This window comes from Arthrobacter sp. zg-Y844 (assembly GCF_024385465.1).
GTDB lineage: Bacteria > Actinomycetota > Actinomycetes > Actinomycetales > Micrococcaceae > Arthrobacter_B.
Genome location: NZ_JANFLS010000002.1, coordinates 813,118 through 839,653 on the forward strand (window position 1 = coordinate 813,118; position 26,536 = coordinate 839,653).

The window sequence follows — 26,536 nt, forward strand, 5'->3', positions numbered from 1 at the left end:
CTCCCCTTCAATCGGCTGCCGCCTGCTCGATGAAGGCCAGATACGCATCCTCCAGAGCACCGGGCTCGGCGGCGTTCCTGCCGGAAACGGCGAGCAGTTCCGCCGGCGTGCCCACGAACCGTGTCCGGCCGGCGTCGATAATCGCCAAGCGGTCGCAGAGGCGTTCGACGTCGTCAAGGTAGTGGGTGACGAGGACAACCGTGATGCCGCCGTCCTTCACCCGTTGAATCAGCTGCCGCACATCGCGCCGGCCCTGCGGGTCCAGCCCCGTGGTCAACTCGTCGAACACGACGACGTCGGGATTGCCGATGAGCGCGAGGGCAATCGACAGGCGCTGCTTCTGCCCGCCGGAAAGCTTGCCGAAGGGGCGTTTGCGGTGTTCATGCAGCCCGACGGTGCGCAGCAGCTCCGGCACATCGGCAGGCGCAGGGTAGAAAGCGGCAAACAGCCGCAGCGCCTCCTCCACGCGCAGGGCGGGAGGCAGGGCGGCGGCCTGGAGCTGATAGCCGACACGCTCACGCACGGTTGCCCGGTCAGCCGCGGGATCCACGCCCAGCACGGTGACGCGTCCGCCGTCGGGCCGCAGCGTGCCGGCCACACACTCCACCGTGGTGGTCTTGCCGGCGCCGTTGGGACCGAGAATTCCGAAGGCTTCACCGGCGTCGATCGAAAAGGTGACGTCCTCGAGCGCCGCGATACGCCGGAACGCCTTGGATATCCCGCTCACGCTAACCACCGTGCCGGCAGGCACCTGTGCCCTGGTCATGCGGATCATTTTGGCGGCGGGGCCGCACAAGGGTCAAGGGTGAAGGGTGCCGCGCTGCTACTGCGGACCCTGACCGCCGCGTTCCCCGCGGCGGCGCTGCCGTTCGCGGGCCAGCGCTGCACGGAGCGGCGGCAGCGGGGATCCTTCATCGGCCAGCCGCGAGCGGATCAGCCCCCGGGTCCGGAGGATGCCCGCGACGCCTACCGCCATCACGGCAAACTGGACGGACAAGGCGATGCGGAAGGAGTCCAGGGCGTACAGGTTTCCCCCTGAAAAGCCGCTGTTGTTCAGCACGTCCAGCACCACGCCGATCAGGTACATGCTGACCAGCGAGGCAATGAAGCCGCCGATGTTCACAATCCCGGTGGCTGTTCCCAGCCGGGCGCTGGGGTTGTACGTCCGGGCAAAATCGAACCCGATCATGGAGCCGGGACCGCCGACGGCAAGCAGCGCCACGAGGAGGACCAACAGCCACAGCGGCGCCGGACCGGGATATAGCAGCACGGCCGCCCACCCGGCCGCCATGGCGCCGGCGATCAGCAGCACCATAGTCGACCGGCGCAGCGGATGCCTGCCAACCCAGGACCCCATCCACGGTCCGCAGACAATCGCGACCACCACGAAGAAGGTCATGAGGCCCGACGCGACGGCGGAAGACACGCCTTCGGCACTGACCAGGTACGGGAAGCCCCACATCATCACGAACACCGTGCCGGGGAACTGCACGGTGTAGTGGGTCCACATGCCCAGGCGCGTCCCGGGCTGGGCAAACGCCTCCGCCAGCGACGTGCCTGTCTGCCGCAGCGGCAGCGGGACGGGGGCTTCGCCGCCCTCGGGCCGGTTCCGCACGCAGGCCAGGGTCAGGACCAGGGCAAGCAGGGACAGCGAGGCCGCGGAGACAAACGCCGTGCTCCACCCGAAGCGGTGCAGCACATAGGCGAAAGGAATGGCGCTGGCAATCTGCCCCAGCTGGCCGACGATGCCGGTGTACTGGGTCAGGACGGGGATTTTCCTGCCGGAGAACCAGGCCGGAAGCAGCCGCAGCACGGAGATGAAGGTGAGGGCGTCGCCGGCGCCCACCAGGGAGCGCCCGAGGATGCCGGCGCCGACGGAATCGGCGGTAGCCAGCTGGAACTGTCCGGCAAGCATCAGTGCCGCTCCGCCGGCGATCAGCAGCCGCGGGCCGAAGCGGTCCACCAGCACCCCTACGGGTATCTGCAGCCCCGCATAGACCAGCAGCTGCACCACCGTAAAGACGGACAGGACGGACGCAGTCGCGGAGAAGCGTTCAGTGGCTTCGATGCCGGCCACGCCGAATGAGGTCCGCTGGGTCACCGCCACCATGTAGGCAAAGACGCCTACGCCCCAGACAATCCAGGCCCGTGTTCCGTTCACCGGCACACCTGCCCCGGGCAGGGGCGGGGATGCGCGGCGTCAGGCCGTGCCGGTCCGGCCGTTCCCGTCGTCGCTGCCGTGCCCCTCAACCGTGCCCTCGGTGGCATTTGGTGCATTCTCCTGATCCGCGTTTCCGCTCGGTCCGCTGTTCTCGGTTTCATGCTGGTTTTCGGGCCACAGCGCCTCGGATTCCTCTTCGGCCTGCGGGCTGGCCAGGTAGGCCTCCACCGCGGCTCCGATTTCCTCGGCGTCTGCCAGCTCGTCGTTGCCCTTGACCAGCAGGGAGCGCCGCACGGTGCTTTCGGTGTACTGGTCGTAACGCTTTTCGAGCGTGGCCACCACGCCCTTAACCTCCGCAGATGCCTCGACCTGTTCGGTGATCTGGCGTTCGACGTCGCGGCCTGCTTCGCGGAGCCGGTCCGTCGGCAGCACCAGTGAGGCGGCGGCACCGAGGTACTCGAGTCCGGCGACGGCTGCGGGCGGGAACTCCGCCTCCGCCAGGTAGTGCGGTACGTGCACTACGTGACCGACGACGTCGACCCCTGCTTCGACGAGCCGGAGCTCCAGCACGTGTCCGACGGCGGCCTGTACCTGGGCGATCGGCGTCCAGGAGCTGATCCCTTCCACCAGGTCGGGCCGGTTGCCGTGCGTGGTCACGCCGATCGGGCGGGTGTGCGGGACGGGCATCGGTATCGAATGGACCCAGCAGACCAGGCTTACGTCGAAGGCCTTCACCAAATGCACTACGGCCGCCGTGAAACGTTCCCACTGCAGGTCCGGTTCGAAGCCGGTCAGGAACAGGAACGGTTCGCCCAGACCGTCATACATCCGGTGCAGCTCAAGCCGCGGCGGTTCGTAGTCGCTGAGGTGGTCTTCGATAAAGGAAATCTGCGGCCGGCGGTTGCGGTAGTCAATCAATTGGTCCGCGTCGAACGTGGCCACCAGGTCATGGTCCAGGGCATCAAACAACTCGTCCCGGATCTGGCTGACCACGTGGCCGGCTTCGGCAAAGCCCGTGAAACCGACCAGGAGCTTCAAGCCGGAGAGGTCCCCGGATTCCGCGACCTCCGGATTCAGATTAAACAGGGTCAACGGATCCAGCATGTCTTACCCCTCCCGGGAACTCACGTGCGCTCTTGGCACAGGCTCTTGGCACAGGAAGGTGACGACCGGTGAATCCGGCTGCTTTAGACCGTTGCTGTGCCCTTACTCAAGGGTAAACGCCCGGACGCGTGCGTTTCATTCCGGAACCGGGACCTGCCTTTGCTAACGGCCCCGTGCAGCAGCTAAGGAGCAACGTTGCGGCATGCGGGCGTTCTTCGGACTACGATCGGTGTGGTAAACGCAGAGCAACACAGAACCGTGAGGAACCAGCTTCGTGAACAAAGCCAGTGAACCCAGCCTGTCGGCAGTATCCAGGGACGGGCGGAAGGTTGCCGCCAGCGCACTCGTGATCGGCGTCGGCCAGACCCCCGACGGTCCCGTCCTGATTGAAAGCCCGCTCTCCCCCAAGGCGTCTGCCGCCCTGGCTGCTTCACTGCCGCTGCTCGGCGTCACCGGCGCCGTTGACGAAGTCCACCGCCTGCCCGGCCTGCCCGAGGCCGACGCGGACATGCTGGTCCTTACCGGCCTCGGCAAGGTTTCGGCCGGCGTCGCCCTGACCGAGGAAGCCCTGCGCCGCGCCGCCGGATCAGCCGTCCGCCAGATTGCCGGCACCGGATCCGTCGCCCTCGCACTGCCGGCCGGCACCGTGGCCGACGCCGCAGCCGTCGCCGAAGGTGCCCTGTTCGGCGCGTACAGCTTCACCGAACACCGCAGTGCCGCCACCGCGGACAAGGTTCCGGCGCCGGTTTCCGAGATCACCGTTATCACTGCAGCCGCTGACGAGAAGGGCCTGAAGCCGGCCCTCGAACGCGCCCGCATCCTCGGCCGTGCGGTCAACGCCACCCGGACCCTGGTCAACCAGCCGCCGAGCCACCTCTACCCGGAGACCTTCGCCGCCGCGGCCAAGGACCTGGCCAAGTCGCTGCCCGTGAAGGTCACCGTGATGGACGAAAAGAAGCTGGAACGCGAAGGCTTCGGCGGCATCCTCGGGGTGGGCAAGGGATCGGCCCGTCCCCCGCGCCTGGTCAAGCTCGAATACGCGCCGCTGCGTTCGAAGGTCAAGCTGGCGCTCGTCGGCAAGGGCATCACCTTCGACTCCGGCGGACTGTCCCTCAAGCCGGCCGCCGGCATGGAGGCAATGAAGTCGGACATGGGCGGGGCCGCCGTCGTACTGAACGCCCTGCTGGCCATCGCCGAACTGGGGCTTCCCATCAAGGTGACCTCCTGGCTCTGCATTGCCGAGAACATGCCCTCGGGCACCGCGCAGCGTCCCTCCGACGTCATGACCACCTACGGCGGCCGCACCGTCGAGGTCCTGAACACGGACGCCGAGGGCCGGCTGGTGATGGCCGACGGTCTGGTGGCTGCCAGCGAGGAAGCCCCCGACGCGATCATCGACGTCGCTACGCTGACCGGTGCCCAGATGATTGCCCTGGGCCGGCGCGTCTCCGCAGTCATGGGCGAAGAAGGCGTTCGGGACGCTGTCAAGGCAGCGGCGGACCGTGCCGGCGAGCTGTTCTGGCCGATGCCGATTCCGGAGGAGCTGCGGGCTAGCCTGGATTCCCAGGTGGCGGATATCGCCAACCACGGGGAGCGTTTCGGCGGCATGATGACCGCCGCCACCTTCCTGCGGGAATTCGTCGGCGAGGTCAACGGAACCAAGATTCCGTGGGCACACCTGGACATCGCGGGACCGGCTTTCAATGACAGCGCCCCCTACGGCTACACCCCGAAGGAAGGCACCGGCGTCGCCGTCCGCACCTTGGTGGCCTACGCCGAAGACGTCGTGGCGCGCGCCTCATAGCATCCAATACGGTTCCGTGAAACGGAACTGACGGTTGTGGCAGGTGTTTCTCATTACACTTCGCCCCCTACTGCCTGTGTTCAAGTGGATGCCGGTGGTAGGGGGCGATAGGGTGAGGACTGATCACAAACGCCCAATAACTCATCGGCGCGCATGGGCGCGTCTAACGAATACGCGAGGGAGCGTCCAAGTGGCCGATAAGGCAGCTGCGCAAGAGTTCGACATCCTGATCCTCGGCGGAGGCAGCGGCGGCTACGCCGCGGCACTGCGCTCCGTGGAGCTGGGATTCTCCGTAGGTCTGATTGAAAAGGGGAAGCTGGGCGGGACCTGCCTTCACAACGGCTGCATCCCCACCAAGGCGCTCCTGCACTCCGCTGAAATCGCGGAGAACGCCAAGACGGCCTCGAAGTACGGCATCAACGCCACCTTCGACTCCATCGACATGACGGCCGTGAACTCCTACAAGGACAACATCATTGCGGGCAAGTTCCGCGGCCTGCAGGGCCTGATCAAGTCCAAGGGCATCACCGTCATCGAGGGTGAAGGCAAGCTCACCAGCGAAAAGACCATCGAGGTCAACGGTGAGACCTACACCGGCAAGAACATCATCCTGGCCACCGGTTCCTACTCCCGTTCACTGCCGGGCCTGGAAATCGGCGGCAAGGTCATCACCTCCGACCAGGCACTGAAGATGGACACCGTGCCCAAGAGCGCGGTTATCCTCGGCGGCGGCGTCATCGGCGTCGAATTCGCCTCTGTCTGGAACTCCTTCGGCGTGGACGTCACCATCGTGGAGGGCCTGCCCTCGCTGGTTCCCAACGAGGACGCAGCCATCATCAAGCAGCTTGAACGCGCGTACAAGAAGCGCGGCATCAAGTTCAGCACCGGCATCTTCTTCGACAACGTCCAGCAGAACGACGACGGCGTCGTCGTCACGCTGGCCGACGGCAAGACCTTCGAAGCCGATCTGCTGCTCGTTGCCGTGGGCCGCGGCCCCGTCACCGCCAACCTGGGCTACGAAGAAGCCGGACTGACCATGGACCGCGGCTTCGTCATCACCAATGACCGCCTGCACACCGGCGTCGGCAACATCTACGCCGTGGGTGACATTGTTCCCGGCCTGCAGCTGGCCCACCGCGGCTTCCAGCAGGGCATCTTCGTTGCCGAGGAAATCGCCGGCCTGAAGCCCGTTGTGGTTGACGACGTCAACATCCCCAAGGTCACCTACTGCGAGCCGGAAATCGCCTCCGTCGGCCTGACCGAGGCCAAGGCCAAGGACAAGCTGGGCGCCGAGAACGTCGAGGTCCAGGAATACAACCTGGCCGGCAACGGCAAGACCTCCATCCTCGGTTCCTCCGGCCTCATCAAGATGGTCCGCGAGAAGGACGGCCCCATCGTGGGCGTTCACATGATCGGCGGCCGTATCGGCGAGCAGATCGGTGAAGCCCAGCTGATCGTCAACTGGGAGGCGTACCCTGAGGATATTGCCAGCCTGATCCACGCGCACCCGACGCAGAACGAAGCGCTGGGCGAAGCCGCTATGGCCCTGGCCGGCAAACCCCTTCACGGTTAATACCTAAGATTCACTCCCCCGGGCCGCATCCGGTTTGCGGCTGCGGCCCGGGGGAAATCATCACCAGCACCAGCGGCACGGCTGGTCACAAAAGATCTAACAAGGAGAAACGGGGACAATATGTCTGAAACCGTGAACTTACCAGCCCTCGGGGAAAGCGTCACCGAAGGCACCGTCACCCGCTGGCTGAAGAACGTGGGCGACCGCGTCGAGGTCGACGAGCCCCTGCTCGAGGTATCCACCGACAAGGTTGACACCGAAATCCCCTCCCCCGTTGCCGGCGTCATCGAGGAAATCCTCGTGGCCGAAGACGAAACCGCCGAGGTCGGCGCAGCACTTGTGCGCATCGGCGACGGCTCCGGCGAACAGCCGGACGACGGCGGCAGCGCCGCCAACCAGGAAGCACCGGCCGAAGAGGCTCCGGCTCCGGCCGCTGAAGAAGCTCCCGCGGCTGCTGCCCCGGCTGAGGAAGCCCCCGCGGAGAGCGGCTCCGGCGAAGGCACCGAGGTCACCCTCCCCGCCCTCGGCGAGTCCGTCACCGAAGGCACCGTCACCCGCTGGCTCAAGGCCGTTGGCGACGACGTCGAAATGGACGAGCCGCTGCTCGAGGTTTCCACCGACAAGGTCGACACCGAGATCCCTTCCCCGGTAGCCGGCAAGCTGCTGGAAATCCGGGTCAATGAAGACGACACGGCCGAGGTCGGTTCCGTACTGGCCGTCATCGGATCCGGTGCTGCTGCCCCCGCCAAAGCCGAGCCCAAGGGAGCCGAGCCCGTAGCGGCCGCTTCCAAGGACGAGCGCGAAGCGCCGGCCGTCGAGCCGGAAAAGAAGGAAGAGCCCAAGGCGGAGGCTCCCAAGCAGGAAGCTCCCAAGGCCGAAGCTCCCAAGCAGGAAGCCCCCAAGGCCGAAGCTCCGAAGCAGGAGGCTCCCAGCGGTTCCAACGACGGCGGCACCTACGTGACCCCGCTGGTGCGCAAGCTCGCCAACGAACACGGCGTCGACCTCTCCAGCATCAAGGGTTCCGGCGTCGCCGGACGCATCCGCAAGCAGGACGTACTGGAAGCCGCCGAGGCCAAGAAGGCCGCCTCGCAGCAGCCCGCCGCTTCCGCTCCCGCAGCCTCCGCCGCCTCCGAAAAGGCAGCACCGGCGCAGATCAGCGAAGCCAGCGCGAAGCTCCGCGGCACCACGGTCAAGGCACCGCGCATCCGCCAGACCATCGCGCGCCGTATGCGCGAGTCCCTGGAGGAGTCGGCACAGCTGACCCAGGTGCACGAGGTCGACATGACCCGCATTGCAGCCCTGCGCCAGAAGGCCAAGGGCAACTTCCAGCAGCAGAACGGCGCGAAGCTCACCTTCCTGCCGTTCATTGCCAAGGCAGTTGTCGAGGGCCTGAAGCAGCACCCGGTCCTCAACGCCTCGTACAACAACGAGACGCAGGAAATCACGTACCACGATGCCGAGCACCTCGCGATTGCCGTGGACACCGAGAAGGGCCTGCTGGTTCCGGTCATCAACGACGCCGGTGACCTGAACATCACCGGCCTCGCCAAGAAGATTGCCGACGTCGGCAGCCGTACGCGCAACAACAAGATCGGCCCCGACGAGCTCTCCGGCGGCACGTTCACCATCACGAACATCGGCAGCGTCGGAGCCCTCTTCGACACGCCGATCATCAACCAGCCGCAGGTCGGCATCCTGGGCACCGGCGCGATCGTCAAGCGTCCCATGGTTGTCACCGACGCCGAGGGCAATGACAACATTGCCATCCGTTCGATGATGTACCTCTCCCTGACGTACGACCACCGCCTGGTGGACGGCGCCGATGCAGGCCGCTTCCTGCAGACGCTGAAGGCACGCCTGGAAGAAGGCAACTTCGAGGCAGACCTGGGGCTCTAGTTCCGGTTCCGCTGAGGCAGGGCGCTCTCCCGTTACCGGGAGGGCGCCCTGCGCTGTTTCTCCGGGGGAATCGACCCTGCGGAACTTTCTCTACATGTTGTAGAAAAGTTACCTGCCTCCCGTGCTTTCCCCAAGGTTCCCGACTTCCAGTCGGTAAACTGGCCTTATGGACTTCCTTCACAGCTTCCTCGTTTTCCTGCACATCCTCGGTGCAGCCATCATTGTGGGCATCTGGTTTGCCCGCATCAAGAATCCGACCGTTCTGCCCGGCCAGTTCCACGCAGCACTGCTGCAGCTGGTCACCGGCCTGGCATTGGTGGCGCTGAATGAGATGGGCGACGGCGACGTCAACCACCTTAAGGTGGGTATCAAGCTGCTGGTCACCCTGGTGATTGCCGTACTGGCCTTCATCGGACAGCGCCGCTACAAGAAGGACGAGCCGGTGTCCTCCGGACTCGCGAACGGTGTGGGCATCCTCGCGATCATCAACATTGCCGTAGCCACTATGTGGTAGTCCGCACAACAGCGGAAATAGGATGGGATGGTGCGCCGGCTTGTTGCCGGCCCCGTCCCATCACTGTTTAAGGAGACCCCCATGGCTACAGTCCGTTCAGCCCATACCGTTTGGAACGGCGACCTCTTCAACGGCAAGGGAAACGTCACCCTCGACTCCTCCGGACTCGGCACCTATGACGTCACGTGGAAGGCCCGCGCCGAAGAAGCCAACGGCAAGACCAGCCCTGAGGAACTTATTGCCGCTGCCCACTCAGCCTGCTTCTCCATGGCCTTCAGCAACGGTTTGGCCGAGGCAGGAAAGACCGCGGAACGGATCGAAACGTCCGCTGACGTGACCTTTGTCCCCGGCACCGGCATCACCGAAAGCCGGCTGAAAGTTACCGCGGTGGTTCCCGGCCTGACCGCGGAGGAGTTCACGGACATCGCTGAGGCTGCCAAGAGCGGCTGCCCCGTGTCCCAGGCCCTCGCCGGCATCAAGATCTCCCTGGACGCCACTCTCGAGTCCTAGGAGCCGGCTATCCGCAGCACAGAGGGCCCCGTTCCGTCCGGAACGGGGCCCTCTGTGCTGCCGCCCCCCCATTTCTCCGGGTACAGGCGTAGATGGCCGGGAACGGGTGTTCGTGGCTGATGCGTGCGCGTACGGTTTTTTGTAAGCGAGCCAGACCGGTGCGTCGGGCGAGCGGTCCAGATACGATCGCAACTGCGTCTGAAGGTGAAGGTATGAACCTCACTCCCAAGGAAATAGACAAACTCTACATATACCAAGTGGCGGATTTGGCCCGTAAGCGGCGCGAGCGGGGAACCAAGCTCAATGTCAGCGAGGCCACCGCCCTCATCTGCGAGGCGATCCTGGAGGGTGCCCGCGACGGCCGGACCGTCGCAGAGGTGATGGAACTCGGTAAGACCATCGTCTCTGAAAGCCAGTGCATGGACGGCGTCCGTGAACGGCTGCCCCTCCTGCAGGTCGAGGCGACTTTCGCCGACGGCAGCAAGCTGGTCTCCTGTCACGATCCCATCGGGGTGTGACTTGACCTGGCCCATCGAGCCGGGTGTGACGGTGGTACTGGTCGGAGGACATGAGAGCGGCAACGGAGCGGATCTGTCCTTTGTCAGGGCTTCCCTTCCGGGGGCTCTCATTACCCCCGCCGGACGACCGCTGCACAATGTCCTTACTCGGCTGCGTGCGGACAGGGCCGACGGAGCGGACCCCGCACCCGTCGTCGTGCTGCCGCTGACCTTCGGCCGCAACCCGACACTTGTTGCGGACACGGCGAAGACCCTCCGCTGGCTGGGAGCCGGTGCAGTCCCGCGCGGTGCCGCCTCGGCCCCGCTGGCCCTGGCCGACGAATTCGGCACCGGCGACCATCTCACGGCTTGGCTTCGGGCCGCCGCCGTCGAGGTGCGCAGGCAGTCCCCGGAGGCGGCAGTGCTGATCGTCGGGGACGCCGCCAATCCTTTCGATGACGCCGAGCTCTACCGCATCGCGCATCTGGTGCGCACGAACGGGGCCGGCAACCTCGTGGAGGTTGCCACTGTCAACGACGCGGATGCGCTCCTGGAGGCCGTACGACGGCTGGGTCTGCTCGGCAGCACGGAGACGGTGGTTGTTCCCGGAGGATTTCGGCGGGTGCCGACCGTGCACGGCGAAACGGTGCCCTTCGGCGAGGGAGATTTCACCCAAGCCAGGTTCTACGGTGCACTCATGAGCGAGCAGGCGGTGCTTCGCGTCATCGGCGAGCGTGTTCGCGACGCACTGCACAACCTCAGCCACGGCTCCACCGGTATTGACGCCGGACTGCAGGCTGATCACGGTCACGGTTACGCCCACTCACACGCCTTTGACGCGGACAACGGCCATTCCCACAACCACGGGGCGGCCGACGGCCATCCGCATCACCACCCTGTCCCGATCCGCTCGAGTTGACCGCAAATCCCATCCAAACGCCACGTGCAGCGACGCTGCGCCGCAAGGGAAGGAAATACCATGCTGGGCAGCCCCACCTACCACCACAAGCAAGAAGACATCGAGATCAACGCCGGCAGGCCGAGCGTCACACTGCTGGTGAGCAACACCGGCGACCGGGCCGTGCAGGTCGGCTCTCATTTCCACTTCTTCGAAACCAACAAGGCGCTTCTGTTCGAACGCGAACTGGCGTACGGAATGCACCTCGATGTGCCGGCGGGTACCGGAATCCGGTTCGAGGCCGGCGACACCCGGGAGGTGACGCTCACCGCGTACGCCGGCAACCGGCGAGTCATCGGCTTCAATAACCTCGTCGACGGCGGCCTCGACTCTGCGGCCACGAAGATCCGTGCCATGGCGCGGATGAAGGAACTCGGATTCCAGGACGGAAAACCGAGCTCCAAACCCAGTGCAAACAACGCGGGCCCTGCAGCGCAAACGGGCCGCCCGGAAGAGGGGAAGAAGTGATGGCGAAAATCTCGCGCAAGCAGTATACCGATCTCTTTGGTCCGACCACCGGCGACCGGGTCCACCTGGCCGATTCGAATCTGGTGATCGAGATCGAGAAGGATTACAACGAGGGCCATTACGGTGACGAGGTGGTCTACGGCGGCGGCAAGACCGCACGCGACGGCATGGCGGCCGATCCCCAGGCGACTTCCGCGGAAGGCGTGCTTGACCTGGTGATCACCAACGCAATCATCCTGGACCCGGTGCTGGGTGTCATTAAGGGCGACATCGGCGTGCGTGACGGCAAAATCGCCGGTATCGGCAAGTCCGGCAACCCGCACACCCAGAGCGGAGTGGATCCGCGCCTGGTGGTTGGCCCCGGAACCGAACTGCTGGCCGGCGAGCACTTCATCGCCACCCCCGGCGGCATCGACTCACACGTGCACTACATTTCGCCGGAACAGGCGCTGGCCGCCCTCTCCAACGGCATCACGACCCTCTTCGGCGGCGGCACGGGACCCACCGACGGCACCAACGGCGTCACCACGACTCCGGGCGTCTGGAATCTCGCCAGACTGCTGGAATCGGCCGAAGGGAGTCCGGTCAACATGGGCTTCCTCGGCAAGGGGAACGGCTCGCTGCCCGATGCCCTGATAGAACAGGTCGAGGCCGGCGCCTGCGGACTCAAGGTACACGAGGACTACGGCACGACGCCGGCTGCGCTCAGCAACGCACTCTCCGTGGCCGATGACTACGACGTGCAGATCTCGGTGCATACAGACAGCCTCAACGAGGCCGGTTATGTGGAGAACACCCTTGACGCCATCGACGGCCGCACCATCCACACCTTCCACACCGAGGGTGCCGGCGGCGGCCACGCCCCGGACATCATCAAGGTGGCCGGCCACCCGAACGTGCTCCCGTCTTCGACGAACCCGACCCTGCCCTACACCGTCAATTCGGTGGATGAGCTGCTCGACATGGTGATGGTCTGCCACCACCTCTCCCACGACGTCCCCGAAGACGTCGCCTTCGCGGATTCCCGCGTACGGGCCGAGACGATTTCCGCGGAGACGGTTTTCCACGATGAAGGGATCATTTCGATGGTCTCGTCCGACTCCCAGGCAATGGGTCGCATCGGCGAATCGTTTATGCGCACCTTCCAGATCGCCCACCACTGCAAGGACCAGCGCGGCCCGCTGCCGGAGGACAGCGGCGACAACGATAACTTCCGGGTGCTGCGCTTCCTCGCCAAGATCACGATCAACCCGGCCATCACCCAGGGCGTGTCCGACTACATCGGCTCGCTGGAAGAGGGAAAGATCGCCGATATCGTGCTCTGGCCGATCCAATCCTTCGCTGCCAAGCCCCGGCTGATCGTCAAGGGAGGCCTGATCAACTGGGCATTGATGGGAGATCCGAACGCCTCGCTGCCCACCCCGCAGCCGGTGTTCTACCGCCCTATGTTCGGCGCGCAGGGCAAGGCGCTGCAGAGCACGCGGGTGACGTTCATGTCGAAGGCGGCTATCGACAAGGGCGTACCGGAGCAGCTCGGGCTGGAGAGCCAGGTGCTGCCGGTGCACCGCTGCCGCGGCATCGGCAAGGAGCACATGGTCCGCAACAACGCGACGCCGGTGATCGAGGTGGACCCGGAGACATACGACGTGACATACAACGGCACGCTGGCCACCATCCCGCCGGCCCAGTCCCTGCCGATGACCCAGCTGTTCTTTCTCGCCTAGGGCCGCGGCATGTCGGATGTTCGCCAGTTGCTGACGAGCCTGCAGTTCGCGGACTCGGCCTTTCCCAGCGGCTTCTACACGATGTCGCACGGGCTCGAGGGATACAGGCAGGCCCGGCTCGTGTCCGGTGACGGAGTGCAGCAGCTGCTGGCCGAGCTGCTGCTGCACTCCGTCGGCCCCGGGGACGCAACGGCGCTTGCTGCTGCGCACCGCGCCGCGGCAGGCGGCGACGTCGACCTCGTGCAGGAGGTCGACCAGCGGTTGTTCGCCTCGAAACTGAACGCCGAAATGCGCACCGCCTCCGTACGCAGCGGCCACCAGCTGATCGATCTTGGCGCCGAGTTGACTGAGCACGCACTGCTCGGTGAGTACGCAGAGCGGGTGAAGCTGCGCAGCACACCCGGCTGCCAGCCAGTCGCGGCGGCGGTGGTGTATGCGGCCAACGGAGTCACAACCCGGCAGGCCGTGGCATCGGACCTGTTCGCCTTCTCGGCGAGCTTCGTCGGGGCGGCCCTTCGGCTGCGGCTGACCGACCACCGCCAGGCGCAGGCCATCCTGCTGCAGACATCCCCCGTCATGGAGCAGGTGACGGAGGCCGCCCTGGCGCGCGATCTCGCTGACCTTGGCGGCTTTGCGCCCATGGCGGACGTTATGTCAGCCCAGCATGAGAGAGCCGAGGCCCGCCTGTTCGCCAGCTGAGGGCGGCACTCCGGACACGAAGAATGAAACGGCGCCGATGGGTGCCCACACGAACACAGCAGATCCACTGGAAACGAGGAATTCATGAGTGAGAACGTATTGAGGATCGGCATCGGCGGGCCCGTGGGCAGCGGCAAGACGGCGCTGACGGAGGCGCTGGTGCCGCTGTTGATCGAGGCGGGGCGCACCCCCGGCGTCATCACCAACGACATCTATACCCAGGAGGATGCCCACCACGTGCGCAGGGAGCTGGCCGGCATCCTCGACCCCGAGCGAGTGGTGGGTGTCGAGACCGGTTCCTGTCCGCATACAGCCGTGCGCGACGACCCGACCATGAACCTGGCCGTCGGCGCGGAGATGCTCGAACGGTTTCCCGACATCGACACGCTCATTTACGAGTCCGGCGGCGACAATCTGACGCTCACCTTCTCCCCGGCGCTTGCCGATGTGTTCGTGTTCGTGCTCGACACCGCTGAAGGCGAGAAGATGCCGCGCAAGCGCGGTCCCGGCATCACCGACAGCGACATCCTGGTGATCAACAAGATCGACATCGCGCAGTACGTCCGCACCGACCTCAACGTGATGGAGTCCGACGCACACCGGGTACGTGAGGACCGGCCGGTGGTGCTGACCAATTCACTCACCGGGTTCGGCGTCGATGAACTCCACCAACAAATCATGTCGCATTGGAACGGTGCCAGAACCGAGCTCATCGGATGACGCTCAAAGCGACGGAACAGCGAAGTGTGCCGGCACCCGGAGGCAACACCGCGGCGGGTGAGAGCGGGCTTGCGGGCGTGACCCCTCTCCCCCGTCCACCGGTTCCCCGCAACGCGGGCCGGACGGGCCCGGGCACGGGTGGCTACCGACTGGATCCGGCGTTTTATGAGCCTGGCCGTGCGCCTGCCGAAATGCGGCGGCACACCCAGGAAGAGTGGAAGAATCTGCCCGTCGGCAGCCCGGGCAAAGTCGGCATCCTGCAGCTCGGGTTCGCCTGCAACCGGGGCCGAACCGAGCTGGTGCAGCACTACCAGAAGTCACCGTTGCAGATCATGCATCCGCTCTATTTCAACCCGCTGCGCCCCGACATGGCTTACACCTACCTGATGTCCTCGGGCGGCGGCATTCTGCAGGGAGACCGGCTGCGCACCGATTTGACCTTCGGCCCCGGCACTTCGGCGCACGTCACCACTCAGACCCAGACCAGGGTCTACCGCATGGACCACGACTACGCCTCCGCGCTGATGAACATCACGGTCGAAGAAGGCGCACATGTGGAGTACCTGCCCGAGCCCGTGGTGCCCTTCGCCGCTTCGCGATACTACCAGCAGACATCAGTGGTGATCGATGAGTCGGCTACCTTGCTGCTCGGCGACACCATGTACGCGGGCAGGCTCGCCCGCGGCGAGCGGCACGCCTACGATGTGTACGCCTCCGACCTCGAGGTGCGGCGGCCGGACGGCCGTCTGGTTGCCCTCGACCGGGTTCGGCTCAGCCCGGGAGCGGGAGCCCACGGAGCGGTCTCCGGGGTCAGCGGGCTAGGCGTGCTTGCCAACCACGATGTGCTCGCCATGCTGTACGTCTTCACGCCCCTTGTTCCGGCGGCCCAGCTCGCTGATACCCTGCACCGTGCGCTTGGCGAAAGCGGCGGCGACCTGATCTTCGGGGTGAGCACGTTGCCCGGTGATGCCGGCGTGTGGATGCGCCTGGTGGGCAACGACACCGTAGCTGTGGCGGCCGCAAACACGGCCGCAGCATCGGCGGTACACGAGTTGCTGACCGGGAAGCAAGCACCCGCGATTCGAAAGAGCTAGAGAGGGGTCTAAGGGTGAGTGAACAAGCGAACACGCAAGAGAAGGCTGTGGCCCCGGGGCGCTCCTACCGTGCGCAGGTGGTGCTCGCCTTCATCCCGGTCGCGCTGTTGCACATCGCGGGCTTCGGACTGTTCTTCTTCCTGGTCGAACCGCTGCATCTGCAGCTGGGCTCCTCGGTCTTCGGGGTTGGTATCGCCGTGGTGGCCTACGTCCTCGGCGTACGGCACGCCTTCGACGCCGACCACATCGCTGCGATAGACAACACCACCCGCAAACTGGTGGACCTGCGCAGGCCGGCCGCCGGGGTCGGATTGTTCTTCTCCCTGGGGCACTCCACCATTGTGTTTCTGATGGCCGCGCTTCTGGCACTCGGGGTGAGCTGGGCCGTGGGGCTCAGCGATGACGGCAACGAGGTGCGCAACGGCCTCGGTGTCTTCGGTACGGTCGTCTCCGGAGTCTTCCTGCTGCTCATCGGACTCATCAACGCCGTCGCGTTCATCGGAATCCTCAAGGTCTGGCGGGCCTCGCGCAATGGCGACCTCGACCAGCTGGAGCTGGAGCGGCACCTGCAGGGCCGCGGCCTCATCAGCCGCCTTATCCGGCCGATGCTTCGTACCATCGACCGCCCGGGGAAGATGTATGCCGTTGGCTTTTTGTTCGGGCTCGGCTTCGACACCGCCAGCGAGATTGCCCTGCTGGTGCTGGCCGGAACCGGGGCAGCGACGGGGCTTCCCTGGTATGCCATCCTCTGCCTGCCCCTGATCTTTGCCGCAGGCATGAGCCTGTTCGACACGCTCGATTCAGCCATCATGGTGAAAGCCTATGGCTGGGCGAGCGTCAACGCGGTGCGCAAGCTGTACTACAACCTCACCATTACCGGGCTCTCAGTCATGATTGCCGTCATGATCGGTGGCATTGAGCTGGTCGGGTTGCTGAATGAGAAGCTCGGGCTCCAGGACCCACTCACCGGGTGGGTAGCCGCCATCGACCTGGAGAACGTGGGCTACATTGTCGTGGCCACGCTGATACTGGTCTGGTTGACCTCTACCGCCTACTGGCGGTTGGGCCATGTGGAGGAACGATGGGCGCTGGCAGGCGGCGGGGCGGGCACACCTGGCGGCGCAACCGCGCCCGGCGGGCCGGAGTTGAGGCAGAGGCCTGGAAAGGACGCGCCGCCTGAGGACGCCCCGCCAAAGGAGCAAGCATGAGCAGCGCCGGTGCGGCCTCGCCGAACCCATCCATCTCGAGTGCAGGCTGGCTGAAGGGCTGGGGCCAGGGGCTGTCGCAGATCTTCTTCCAGAGCAATATCTACACAGCGTTGCTGATTCTGGCCGCCTTCGTTGTCGCGGACTGGCGCATGGCCGTGCTCGTGCTGATCGGCTGTGCGGGAAACACGGTGGGAGGGCGCCTGCTCAAGGCCGATTCATCCTCAGTGACATCAGGCCTGGAAGGTTTTTGCGGCGCCCTTGTTGGGGCTGCGACGTTCTCAACCATTGGGGGTCAGTGGGCGGCGTATCCTATCGCGCTCATCGGCGGCTTGCTCTGTGCCCCGGTGACGTGGCTGGTGGTTGCGCTGTTCACCAAGACACCGCTGAGGGTGTTCTCCCTGCCGTCCACGACGGCACCGTTCTGCATCGTGGCGACGGGCATACTGCTCAGCACGGAGGCACTGCACGTGACCTCGGCGCCGTCGGCCACCATCGATTCCGAACCGCTCGCCTTTGCACGCTCCCTGCTGACGAATGTGTCAGAGGTGGTGCTGGTCAACAACGTCTGGTCCGGCGCCCTCATCCTGCTCGGCCTGTTCGTTGCGAGCTGGAAGGTGGGGCTGGCCGGGTTGCTGGGCAGCGTCGTGGGCAGCTTGTGCGCCCTGGCAATGGGAGAGGCCCTAACCGAGACGGCCAACGGCCTTGCCGGCTACTCCGGTGTACTCACCGCGATTGCACTCGCCGTGGTCTTCCTCCGCAGCAGCACGCTCTCCTGGGTTCTGGCCGTGATCGGAACGGTGGTCACTGCGGTGGTGACAGTGATCATGCATGATCTTTCAGCTCCCACCTACACCTGGCCGTACATCCTCACCACGTGGGTGTTCCTGGTCATCGCCCATTACATTCCCGCAGCCAAGCGCCCATAAGCGCCCCTCGCCGGGGAAGTCACGCGGTAGGCCTCGCTTCTGCTTACACCTCTTCTTACACCGAGGCGCCCACCCAGAGGCCAAGCACGGCGGCCGCCACTGAGAGCACCAGCATGACGATACCGCTGATGAAGGATGCACCGTAGCGGCCCTCCTTAATCAACTGCACCGTCTCGTAGCTCGCGGTGCTGAAGGTGGTGTAGCCGCCGAGGAAGCCGGTCCCGATCACGATACTGAGGTCGGTCGACACAAAGTGCTCGATGGTGAGGCCGGTGAGCAGGCCGAGCACCACGGAACCGGAGACGTTGATGATGGTTGTTGCCCAGGCAAACCGCGTCTTGAGGTGCGCGCGGATGAGTCCGTCAATGACGAACCGCACCGTTGCACCTATCCCGCCGGCCAGCGCCAGCAGCAGGAAAATTCCAGGGGTCATGAAGCATCCTCCTGCTTATGCTGCGGGTCCGAGCCGCGGGCGTGGAGACCGCTTGCGGCGGCGATGCCCGCCCAAGTGGCGCAGGCACCGACGATCACCGTGCCGAGGGCGTAGATTATGGCGGTCCAGGGAAAACCGTCGCGAAAGAGTACAGCGGTGTCGGTGGCCAGCGAGCTGTATGTGGTGAAGCCGCCGCAGAAACCGGTACCGAGCAGCAGTTTGAGGTTCTTCCCTGTCGGACCGGACCTGTCCAGGCGAGTGACAGCCTCGTAGAGGTAGCCGAGCAGAAAGGCACCGACCACGTTGATGATCGGGATTGCCACCGGCACTTCACCGAGGTTCGGTATGACCAGGGACAGGCCCTCGCGGCTGGCGGCACCGGCTCCGCCTCCGAGGGCGACAAGTCCGATGGGGCCCCAGCGCAGGTATTGTGGGCGCATTCCGGTACTCATTCCTTGCTTCGAGGATAGGTGGCCCCCGGCATCGGCGCGGGCTGATTGGCAGGCCACGTGCACGGGTTGCCCGGGGCCACGCCTAAGAATAAGGCGTTATGTCGTGGGGAATCAGGGGAAAAGACCCGTTTTTGAGGTTACTCCTGCCTTTTCCCGCCTTCAACGGCCGGCAGGCCTAGATCCACTGTGCGGCGCCGATTGGGTCTGTCTCCGCCCGCCGCGTTCCCTGACCGGGCGCCGTCCGGATCGGCCCGGACCGCTGGTGCAGCGGTCCGGGCCGATCAACCGGGTGTGGTGACTAGTGCCGGCTGTCCCGGCTCGCTGCGTCCGCTCCGGCACCTGCACTCACCGGTGCAGGCAAGGACGGGTCCGCCTCTTCCGTGTGCTCCTGGGGCCGCTTCGGCAACGGAGCGGGCTGGAGGTTACGGTAGCCGGACATGGCCGGCGGTTCGTCCGTAGGCAGCTCGGACAGCATTTCGCGCAGGATGCCCACGCCGTGTTCCAGTTGCGGGTCGTCCCCGGCCACATAGGCGTGCGGCGGGAAGGCCACCTCGATGTCCGGCTCCACCCCGCGGTTTTCCACGTCCCAGCCGACACCGCCCGTGAACCAGTAGGCGTGCCGCGGCTGGTTCACCACCGTTCCGTCGACCAGGTTGAAACGTCCGTCGATTCCGACGACGCCGCCCCAGGTCCGCGTGCCCACGACGGGGCCGATGCCGCGCAGCTTGGACACCTGGGTGACGATGTCGCCGTCGGATCCGGCGAATTCGTCCGTCAGGATCACTACGGGACCGCGCGGTGCATGCGCCGGGTAGGGGGTGGGAGCGCCGCCGCGGGGAACGCTCCATGCCGTAACCTTCCGCCCGATCAGCTCGGCAACCAATTGGGACGTGTGTCCGCCCCGGTTCCGCCGGACGTCGACCACCAGGCCACGCAGGGATGCTTCCTGGTCCAGGTCCCGGTGCAGCTGGGACCACCCATTGGCCATCATGTCGGGGATATGCAGGTAGCCGAACTCACCGTTGGAGGCTTCCCGCACGACGCGCCGGTTGGCACTGACCCAGTTCTGGTAACGCAGGCGTTCCTCGCTTCGCAGCGGAACGACGGCGATCCGCCGCTGTTCCGGCGCGCCGTCGCTGCCGGCGGACACAACGGTCAGTTCGACCGTCCTGCCGGCTGCTCCGGCGAGCAGGACGGCCGGTCCCTCGTTCGGGGGAACCGGCTGCCCGTCCACTGCGGCAATGACGTCACCGGGGTGGACGTCGGCACCCGGCGCAGTCAAGGGAGACGTGGCCGCCGGGTCCGAGGACTCGGCGCCGAGGATCCGCACCACTTCCCAGCCGCCGGCGCCGGGGCGCAGATCCGCACCGAGGAAACCCTGACCGCCCGAGCCCTGCTCGGTGACCGGAACGGGAGTGACATAGGCGTGGGACGTGCCGAGTTCCCCGTGCATTTCCCAGAGCAGGTCCACGAGGTCGTCATGGCTTCCGAGGTTCTGGACCAGCGGCCGGTACCGGGCGTGGACACCGTCCCAATCGAGCCCGCCCATGTCCGGTGCCCAGAAGAAGTCACGCTGCAGGCGCCAGGCCTCATCAAAGGCCTGTCCCCACACCTTCACGGGATCGATCCGTATCCGGATCCGTTCCAGGTCCACGCGGATGTTCTCGGCCGAGTCCTCTTCCACCCGGGAAACTGCTGGAACCATGCGGACGCTGCCTTCGTGCTTCAGCACCACCTTGGTGCCGTCGCCGCTGACTTCGAAATCGTCCAACGCCGGAACCAGGACCGATACCTCCTTCTTCTCCAGGTCAAAGCGCTCCAGCCTGGCGGCCGGATCACGGTCTGCTGCCGATGCGCGGCCGTCGCCGGTCACCCCGTAGATGTCCGAGGACTGCCAGAGAAGTCCGCTCTCTGCGGCCCGGAGCTTTTCGTAGCGTCCCTGGGGCACCGGCACGGCAATCAGGCGGTCACCGATCCGCTCGGCGTCCACCTGCACCGGCGGCACCGTGTCCTGCGGCGCGTCTGCCTCGGTTCCGGCCGCCGTGTTCTTGGAGGCTGCGGGGGAAGTGCCGGATACCGACGGCCCGAACGGCGACGGCGTCCCGGCGGCCAGTGCCACCAGGAAGGGTTTGGTGGAGGACGGGAAGCTGAGGTCGAACCGGTGGGTGTCGTACACCGGGTCGAAGCTGCGCTCCGAAAGGAACGCCAGATAAAGGCCGTCGGTGGTAAACGAAGGATCATGGTCGCTAAACCGGCCGTCGGTTATATCCACTACGGGCGCTGCTGTATCCCGCACGGACCGCAGGCGTATCCGCGACCGGCCTTCGCCGCTGGACGGTTCAGCCCAGGCGAGCCACTGCGAGTCCGGGGAGAAAGCCAGCTGGTCGACGGCCCCGAAATCGGAAGACGCAACGGGGAACAGCTCGGCGGTGGCCACGTCCAGCACAAACACTTCACCGTATTCGGTGGAGACGCCCACGTGCTGTCCGTCCGGGCTGGCAACGAGCTGGCTGACGCGGGTGGGGCGGTCGAACCCTACCCGGATGGTCTCGGCAGCTGCCCCGGCCTCCGGCGCTCCTGTAGGTGCCGATTCGGCGCCCTCCGTCCCGACGTCGTGCCCCGGTTCCCTGCTCCCGGATTCCCGGGCGGCCGAAACGGCAGCTCCGGAAGCGGACACCGGGCTGGGCAGAACCAAACCGTTGCCCTCACCGGCGCCGGCAGCCGGAATCCCTCCGGGGACTCGTTCTTTGGCAGCCGGACTGGCCGCCACCGTGCCGAGCTCGGCGAAAACGTCCTTGATGTAGATCGCTTCTTCGCCGCCGCGGTCCGCCACGTACACGGCACGGGACCCGTCCAACGGCCTGCCCAGACGGGCGCGGACGGTCGAATCTGCCTCGATCACGCGCGACGGCCCGTCCCGGTGGGTCAGCCAGTGCAGGGTTCCGTGGCTCTCCACCACGCTGGCGGTTCCCTTGGTATCGGGAACAACCGCTGACAGGTGCTTTGCGACGTTGAGCGGACGCGGCCGGCGGGCAGTGCCGGCTGAGCCCAGGACGATGTCCAGCGGCTCTGCTTCGGCGTCAAGCGAGGACAGGAGCCAGATGCGTCCTGCGGATTCGAACACGATGCGGCTGCCGTCGGAGGAGGCGTGCCGAACATAGAATCCTTCGAAGTCGGTGTGCCGGCGGAGATCCTCCCCCTGGGGTGTCACCGAGTAGAGGTTGCCGTAGCCTTCGTGGTCCGAAAGGAAGACCACCCGGCCGTCAATCCACATCGGGTCCGACAGGTTGCCGTCCAGTTCCGGGACGAGGCGGAGGAATTCCCCGTTGCCGTCGGCGTCGATCCAGAGCTTTCCTGCGGTGCCGCCGCGGTAGCGCTTCCACCATGCCTGCTCCCGGGTGAGCAGACTGCCGATCACCATCGGGCGTTCATCGCCGACTGCGGGGCCCTCGGCAATGGTTTCCACCGGGCCGTACGGAAGCTTGACCGGCGCCGACCCGTCGAGAGGAACCGCGAAGGCCCAGCGGAGCCGGTTATCCTCCTGTTCCACGGAGCACGTGGCAATGGCCGCTCCGGCGGAGTTGAATCCCTTCAGGCGCGTGCTCTGGCTGCCCCAGAAGGTCAGCTGCCGGAAATTCCCGCCGTCGACGTCTGCCGTGACGATTTCCGGTGCACCGCCCTGGACCACCTGCCAGGCAAGCCGGGTTCCGTCCGGGGAGAACTTCGGGCTACGGGCCGGCAGCTGCATCGCGGAAACCCGCCAGGCGCGGCCACCGCCCACGGGAGCCATCCAGACATCGTCTTCGGCGACAAAGGTGACGAGGTTCCCGTGCAGATCGGGGTAACGGAGGTATGCAGTTGGACTCATGGGACGATCCTATCTTTCGCCGCTGCCTTGTCCGTGTAGGCTGCTGCCTCATTGCGGAGCCAGGATGCGGCTGATCCGCCATTCTCCCCCGCTTCGCACCAGCATCAGCAGCACCTCCTGCTGCTGTGCCTGCCCGTGACGCAGCACGGCACCGGCGCTGTCTACCTGCGTGTAGCCGGATACCCGCAACCGAACGCGCAGCTCCGCCGTTGCCGTTCCCTGCGCCGCCGGGGCAGCCCCGCTGCCGTCCACCACGGCTGCCTCCATGACCAGTCCGGACAGGGCATGCCCTTCAGCAGCGAGCCGCGCAACCTGCTCCTGATCGGCCTGCAGCGCTTCCGACCCCGGGGCATTCACGTAGTGAAGCAGCGACGGGTCCGCACTGGCAAAGGCCCTGCTCCGCAGTTCGGCGAGCGCGGGCAGGGCCTGTGCCGGATCCTCCGCCGCGGTCACTGCCCGGAGTGACTCCACGGTTTCTGCGGGTCCCCCCGGTGCGGGCTGTGTTGGAGCTTCCATCGTTGAAGCTTCCGGCGTTGGTGTCGGCGGAGCAGCGGGCGAAGGAGCGGAGGTGCCCCGGGCAGCCCCCTGGGAACCGCCGGGTGGATTATCCGGGGCACCGGCGCCGGCACCGCGGGCACGCAGGAGATCAGGGGCGGCGAGCGCTATCCCGGCAAGAAGCAGGACCGCAACAACCACCACCGCGGCTGCCACGGGGAACACCCTGCGTCCCATGGGGGAACTACGGGACCCGCGGCCGCGTAGAGCGTGCTGACGGTCCCTGCGGGTCCCCGGGGCCTGGCCCCGGGCGGCATTCTCTTCGAGGCTCCGCTCCCGAACCACCGGTGCCCGATCCGCGTCAGTCCCGCCCCCTGGCAAAGCGTTCCCCCGCCTGCCGCTTCCCCACCGGGCATTCCCCCACCAGCCCCTCCCCGCCGCACCCGGCATCCGGGCCATTCCCCGCGCCTGCCCTCGTCCGCGCCCCTGCCTTCGTCCCAGCGCCCTGCTGCGTCCCCCTTCCGGTTCCCGTCCTCCAGCTACACCGGACGGACCCCGCTTACCCCGCCAGCGCTTCCGTTTCTCCGTCCCGGCTCCGGCGGAACCGGTACGGCGCGTCAGCAGCTCCGGATGAACGTCCGGATGGACGGCGGCCACCAGGTCTACCGGCAGCGCAGGAGCGCTCCGGAACGCTGCCGCCGCAAATTCGTCGGCTGCGGGCCGTTCGGCAGGATCCTCCGCCAATCCCGCTTCCAGCAGGGCCGGCAGCTCGCGGCCGACGCCCGGAACCAGAATCGACAGCGGGGGACGGTCGCGGCTGGGCGGAGGAGTCCGCCCGGTCAGCAGAAACCAGCCCGCGGCGGCCAGCGCATACATATCCATTGCCGCCCCCAGCGCCGGCTCTGCGGCGTCCGTGCTCTCCGGCGCAGAGAACCCGGGTGTCCCCAGGCGCCGTACCCCGGGCTCTCCCAGCAGCCGACCCGAGCCGAAATCCGCCAGCAGCGGCCTGCCCTCGGAAGTGAACAGGATGTTGCCCGGTGATACGTCCCCGTGGGCCGCACCCCGGGCATGGAGGTACCCCAGGGCTTCGGCTATCCCCACGAGGATGCTGACCGCCTCTCCGGGCCGGACCGGACCCCGGGCAGCCACCAGACCCGCAGCGCTGCCGCCGGCCGCGTATCCGCAGATGAGGCCCGCACCGTGATTCGTCTCGACCACCGCGTAAATCCGCAGCAGATGCGGGTGCTCCAGGCGGGCGAGGATATTGACCTCCCGTCGGGCTTCGAAGGCGTTCAACGCCCCGCCTCCCCCGGTTGCCGGGACTTTCAGCGCGAACGGAGCGCCGTCGTCGTCACGCACCAGCCACACGGCAGCGCTGCCGCCTACTCCCAGCAATCGCTCTATCCGGAAACCGGGCACCTCGGGTGCGGGAGGTACCGGATTTCCGCCACTGGCCGCGGGATGTTCCGCCGGGGGTTCCGCCGGCTGAGTCGTGTCCATGAAAGCAGATTCTTACCCTCCACACGGACCGCGGAGCAGTTATCCACAAGGTAGCGGGACCCGCGGGAAGACCAGGAAAACGCCCCTGGCCGGGCAGGCCTGAAGTGTGGTCCACATTACGTCTGCGGGGGTCTAGGCTAGTGGCCATGGCTTTGGAGTTCACCCGCGTAGGCCTGTCTCCGCACTACGTGGAATATTCAGCAGGCTGGGACCTCCAGCAGCAACTGCACCGGCAGGTACGTGAGGGCAAGGCGCCGAACACGGTGCTGCTGCTTGAGCACACCCCTGTATATACCGCCGGACGGCGTACGGAGCCGCACGAGCGGCCTTTCGACGGAACTGAAGTGGTCAACGTGGACCGGGGCGGGAAGCTGACCTGGCACGGTCCGGGACAGCTCGTGGGATATCCGATCCTGAAGCTCGCCGATCCCGCGCGCGTGCTGGCCTATGTTGACGCCCTGGAAGCGGCGGTCATCAGCGTGCTGCAGGACTACAAAATCCCCGGCGTCCGGGTCGAAGGGCGTTCGGGGGTGTGGATCCGCGGAGACGGGCAACCTTTCGGGCGTCCGGACCGCAAGATTGCTGCCGTCGGTATCCGCGTCCACGAGGGTGTCACCATGCATGGATTCTCGCTGAACTGCAGCAATGATCTGGCGCCCTACAGCCAGATCATCGCCTGCGGCATCAGCGACGCGGGAACCACGTCGATCAGCGTCGAGACGGGACAAGCAGTGTCCCCGGCCGACGTCGTCGCCCGCGTGGAAGACGAACTTGCCGCCCGCGAGGCGGACCTGACCGGCACCACCCCCTCGAAGAACTTCCCCGGCATCGGCGCCGTCCCTGCCGGCGGCCGGCCGAAAGGAGCCCTGCTGTGACCCTCGCCCCTGAAGGCCGGCGCCTGCTGCGCATTGAACAGCGCAACGCCGCCGTCCCCGTGGAACGAAAGCCCGAATGGATCAAGGCCAAGGTAAACATGGGCCCTGAATACGTGGAGCTGAAGAAGCAGGTGAAGAAGGAAGGCCTGCACACCGTCTGCGAGGAAGCGGGCTGCCCCAATATCTTCGAATGCTGGGAGGACCGCGAAGCGACGTTCCTCATCGGCGGGTCCGAATGCACCCGGCGCTGCGACTTCTGCCAGATCGACACCGGCAAGCCCTCGCCGCTGGACCTGATGGAACCCACCAAGGTGGCACGCTCCGTCCAGCAGATGAACCTGCGCTACGCCACGGTCACCGGCGTGGCCCGCGACGACCTCGCGGACGAGGGCGTCTGGCTCTATGCCGAAACGATCCGGAAAATCCACGAGCTGAACCCCGGCACCGGCGTCGAGATCCTGATTCCGGACTTCTCCGGGAAAGTGGAGCACATCATCGACATCTGCGAAGCCCTGCCCGAGGTCTTCGCCCACAACGTGGAAACGGTTCCACGCCTGTTCAAGCGCATCCGCCCCGCCTTCCGCTACGAACGGTCCCTTGACGTCATCACCCAGGGCCAGAACATGGGCATGGTTACCAAGTCCAACCTGATCCTGGGCATGGGTGAGACCCGAGCGGAAATCTCGGGCGCCCTGAAGGACCTGCGGGACTCCGGGTGCGACCTGATCACCATCACCCAGTACCTGCGCCCCAGCGAACGCCACCTGCCGGTGGACCGCTGGGTCAAGCCGCAGGAATTCGTCGAGATCAGCACCGAAGCCGAGGAACTGGGTTTCCTCGGCGTCATGAGCGGCCCGCTGGTGCGCTCCTCCTACCGTGCCGGGAGGCTTTGGGCCGGGGCCATGCGGCGCAAGGGCCGCGAGCTGCCTCCGCAGCTGGCGCACATCGAGGATTCGGGAAGCACGCTCCAGGAGGCCTCCTCCATCCTCGCCCGCGGGTGACGGCGGCCCGGTTCCCCGGGCACTGCGCCGCCCCCTGCCTCCCCGACTGCCGCCCA

The 26,536-nt window shown here is 66.2% G+C and carries 22 protein-coding genes and 1 pseudogene; 16 read left to right on the plus strand and 7 right to left on the minus strand.

Features of this window, described 5'->3' with window-relative positions; genetic code table 11:
- Positions 1-7: 7 nt before the first annotated feature.
- Genes NNX35_RS10655 through NNX35_RS10665 form a run of 3 tightly spaced genes read right to left on the minus strand, consistent with a single transcriptional unit; the run spans position 8 to position 3,265 of the window.
- Positions 8-766 carry an ABC transporter ATP-binding protein gene (locus tag NNX35_RS10655; RefSeq protein WP_255765858.1) on the minus strand — a complete coding sequence of 253 codons (759 nt, stop codon included), beginning with the start codon at positions 764-766 and terminating at the stop codon, positions 8-10.
- Between the two features lie 57 nt (positions 767-823).
- Entirely contained in the window at positions 824-2,161 is a 1,338-nt protein-coding gene (locus tag NNX35_RS10660; protein WP_255867741.1) for an MFS transporter, read from the minus strand.
- Positions 2,162-2,200: 39 nt separating this feature from the next.
- Complete coding sequence (locus NNX35_RS10665) at positions 2,201-3,265, minus strand: PAC2 family protein (RefSeq protein ID WP_370647020.1); 1,065 nt, start codon at positions 3,263-3,265, stop codon at positions 2,201-2,203.
- Between the two features lie 274 nt (positions 3,266-3,539).
- Between NNX35_RS10665 and NNX35_RS10670 the strand changes: the two genes are divergently transcribed.
- From NNX35_RS10670 to NNX35_RS10735, 14 genes and pseudogenes are all read left to right on the plus strand, one after another.
- On the plus strand, positions 3,540-5,069 hold the full coding sequence (locus tag NNX35_RS10670) for a leucyl aminopeptidase (protein WP_255863240.1): 1,530 nt from the start codon (positions 3,540-3,542) through the stop codon (positions 5,067-5,069).
- A gap of 190 nt (positions 5,070-5,259) precedes the next feature.
- On the plus strand, positions 5,260-6,642 hold the full coding sequence (lpdA, locus tag NNX35_RS10675; protein ID WP_229952239.1) for a dihydrolipoyl dehydrogenase: 1,383 nt from the start codon (positions 5,260-5,262) through the stop codon (positions 6,640-6,642).
- Positions 6,643-6,762: 120 nt separating this feature from the next.
- Complete coding sequence (gene sucB, locus NNX35_RS10680; protein WP_255867742.1) at positions 6,763-8,538, plus strand: 2-oxoglutarate dehydrogenase, E2 component, dihydrolipoamide succinyltransferase; 1,776 nt, start codon at positions 6,763-6,765, stop codon at positions 8,536-8,538.
- A gap of 166 nt (positions 8,539-8,704) precedes the next feature.
- Positions 8,705-9,052: a hypothetical protein gene (locus tag NNX35_RS10685; RefSeq protein ID WP_255867743.1), complete on the plus strand. Its 348-nt coding sequence runs from the start codon at positions 8,705-8,707 to the stop codon at positions 9,050-9,052.
- Between the two features lie 81 nt (positions 9,053-9,133).
- Complete coding sequence (locus NNX35_RS10690; protein WP_255765853.1) at positions 9,134-9,562, plus strand: OsmC family protein; 429 nt, start codon at positions 9,134-9,136, stop codon at positions 9,560-9,562.
- A gap of 212 nt (positions 9,563-9,774) precedes the next feature.
- A complete protein-coding gene (locus tag NNX35_RS10695) occupies positions 9,775-10,080 on the plus strand; it encodes an urease subunit gamma (protein WP_255765852.1) in 306 nt (101 codons plus the stop codon).
- A gap of 1 nt (position 10,081) precedes the next feature.
- Positions 10,082-10,978, plus strand: coding sequence for a hypothetical protein (locus NNX35_RS10700; RefSeq protein WP_255867744.1), 897 nt, complete (start codon positions 10,082-10,084; stop codon positions 10,976-10,978).
- Between the two features lie 60 nt (positions 10,979-11,038).
- Positions 11,039-11,347, plus strand: a pseudogene (locus NNX35_RS10705) (urease subunit beta); the annotation flags it as partial.
- Between the two features lie 137 nt (positions 11,348-11,484).
- On the plus strand, positions 11,485-13,209 hold the full coding sequence (ureC, locus tag NNX35_RS10710) for an urease subunit alpha (protein WP_304661142.1): 1,725 nt from the start codon (positions 11,485-11,487) through the stop codon (positions 13,207-13,209).
- A gap of 9 nt (positions 13,210-13,218) precedes the next feature.
- Positions 13,219-13,908 (plus strand): urease accessory protein UreF, encoded by a 690-nt coding sequence (locus tag NNX35_RS10715; RefSeq protein WP_255867746.1) that lies wholly within the window; start codon positions 13,219-13,221, stop codon positions 13,906-13,908.
- An 84-nt stretch (positions 13,909-13,992) separates the two neighbouring features.
- Positions 13,993-14,628, plus strand: coding sequence for an urease accessory protein UreG (gene ureG / locus NNX35_RS10720; RefSeq protein WP_255765848.1), 636 nt, complete (start codon positions 13,993-13,995; stop codon positions 14,626-14,628).
- Between the two features lie 191 nt (positions 14,629-14,819).
- Positions 14,820-15,722: an urease accessory protein UreD gene (locus NNX35_RS10725; RefSeq protein ID WP_255867747.1), complete on the plus strand. Its 903-nt coding sequence runs from the start codon at positions 14,820-14,822 to the stop codon at positions 15,720-15,722.
- A 14-nt stretch (positions 15,723-15,736) separates the two neighbouring features.
- Positions 15,737-16,930: a HoxN/HupN/NixA family nickel/cobalt transporter gene (locus tag NNX35_RS10730; RefSeq protein WP_255867748.1), complete on the plus strand. Its 1,194-nt coding sequence runs from the start codon at positions 15,737-15,739 to the stop codon at positions 16,928-16,930.
- Positions 16,927-17,856: an urea transporter gene (locus NNX35_RS10735; protein ID WP_255867749.1), complete on the plus strand. Its 930-nt coding sequence runs from the start codon at positions 16,927-16,929 to the stop codon at positions 17,854-17,856. Before NNX35_RS10730 ends, NNX35_RS10735 begins: the two co-directional genes overlap by 4 nt.
- A gap of 55 nt (positions 17,857-17,911) precedes the next feature.
- Here NNX35_RS10735 and crcB read toward each other — a convergent pair whose 3' ends face one another.
- From crcB to NNX35_RS10755, 4 genes are all read right to left on the minus strand, one after another.
- Positions 17,912-18,289 (minus strand): fluoride efflux transporter CrcB, encoded by a 378-nt coding sequence (gene crcB, locus NNX35_RS10740; RefSeq protein WP_255867750.1) that lies wholly within the window; start codon positions 18,287-18,289, stop codon positions 17,912-17,914.
- A complete protein-coding gene (locus tag NNX35_RS10745; protein WP_227922526.1) occupies positions 18,286-18,729 on the minus strand; it encodes a CrcB family protein in 444 nt (147 codons plus the stop codon). Before NNX35_RS10745 ends, crcB begins: the two co-directional genes overlap by 4 nt.
- Positions 18,730-19,039: 310 nt before the next feature.
- On the minus strand, positions 19,040-22,609 hold the full coding sequence (locus NNX35_RS10750) for a S41 family peptidase (RefSeq protein WP_255867751.1): 3,570 nt from the start codon (positions 22,607-22,609) through the stop codon (positions 19,040-19,042).
- Between the two features lie 48 nt (positions 22,610-22,657).
- Positions 22,658-24,604 (minus strand): serine/threonine-protein kinase, encoded by a 1,947-nt coding sequence (locus tag NNX35_RS10755; RefSeq protein ID WP_255867752.1) that lies wholly within the window; start codon positions 24,602-24,604, stop codon positions 22,658-22,660.
- A 146-nt stretch (positions 24,605-24,750) separates the two neighbouring features.
- On the opposite strand from NNX35_RS10755, the gene lipB reads away from it, so the two are divergent.
- Entirely contained in the window at positions 24,751-25,479 is a 729-nt protein-coding gene (gene lipB, locus NNX35_RS10760; RefSeq protein WP_255863251.1) for a lipoyl(octanoyl) transferase LipB, read from the plus strand.
- Positions 25,476-26,480, plus strand: coding sequence for a lipoyl synthase (gene lipA / locus NNX35_RS10765; RefSeq protein WP_255867753.1), 1,005 nt, complete (start codon positions 25,476-25,478; stop codon positions 26,478-26,480). The genes lipB and lipA overlap by 4 nt, the downstream gene beginning before the upstream one ends.
- The last annotated feature ends 56 nt before the right edge of the window (positions 26,481-26,536 follow it).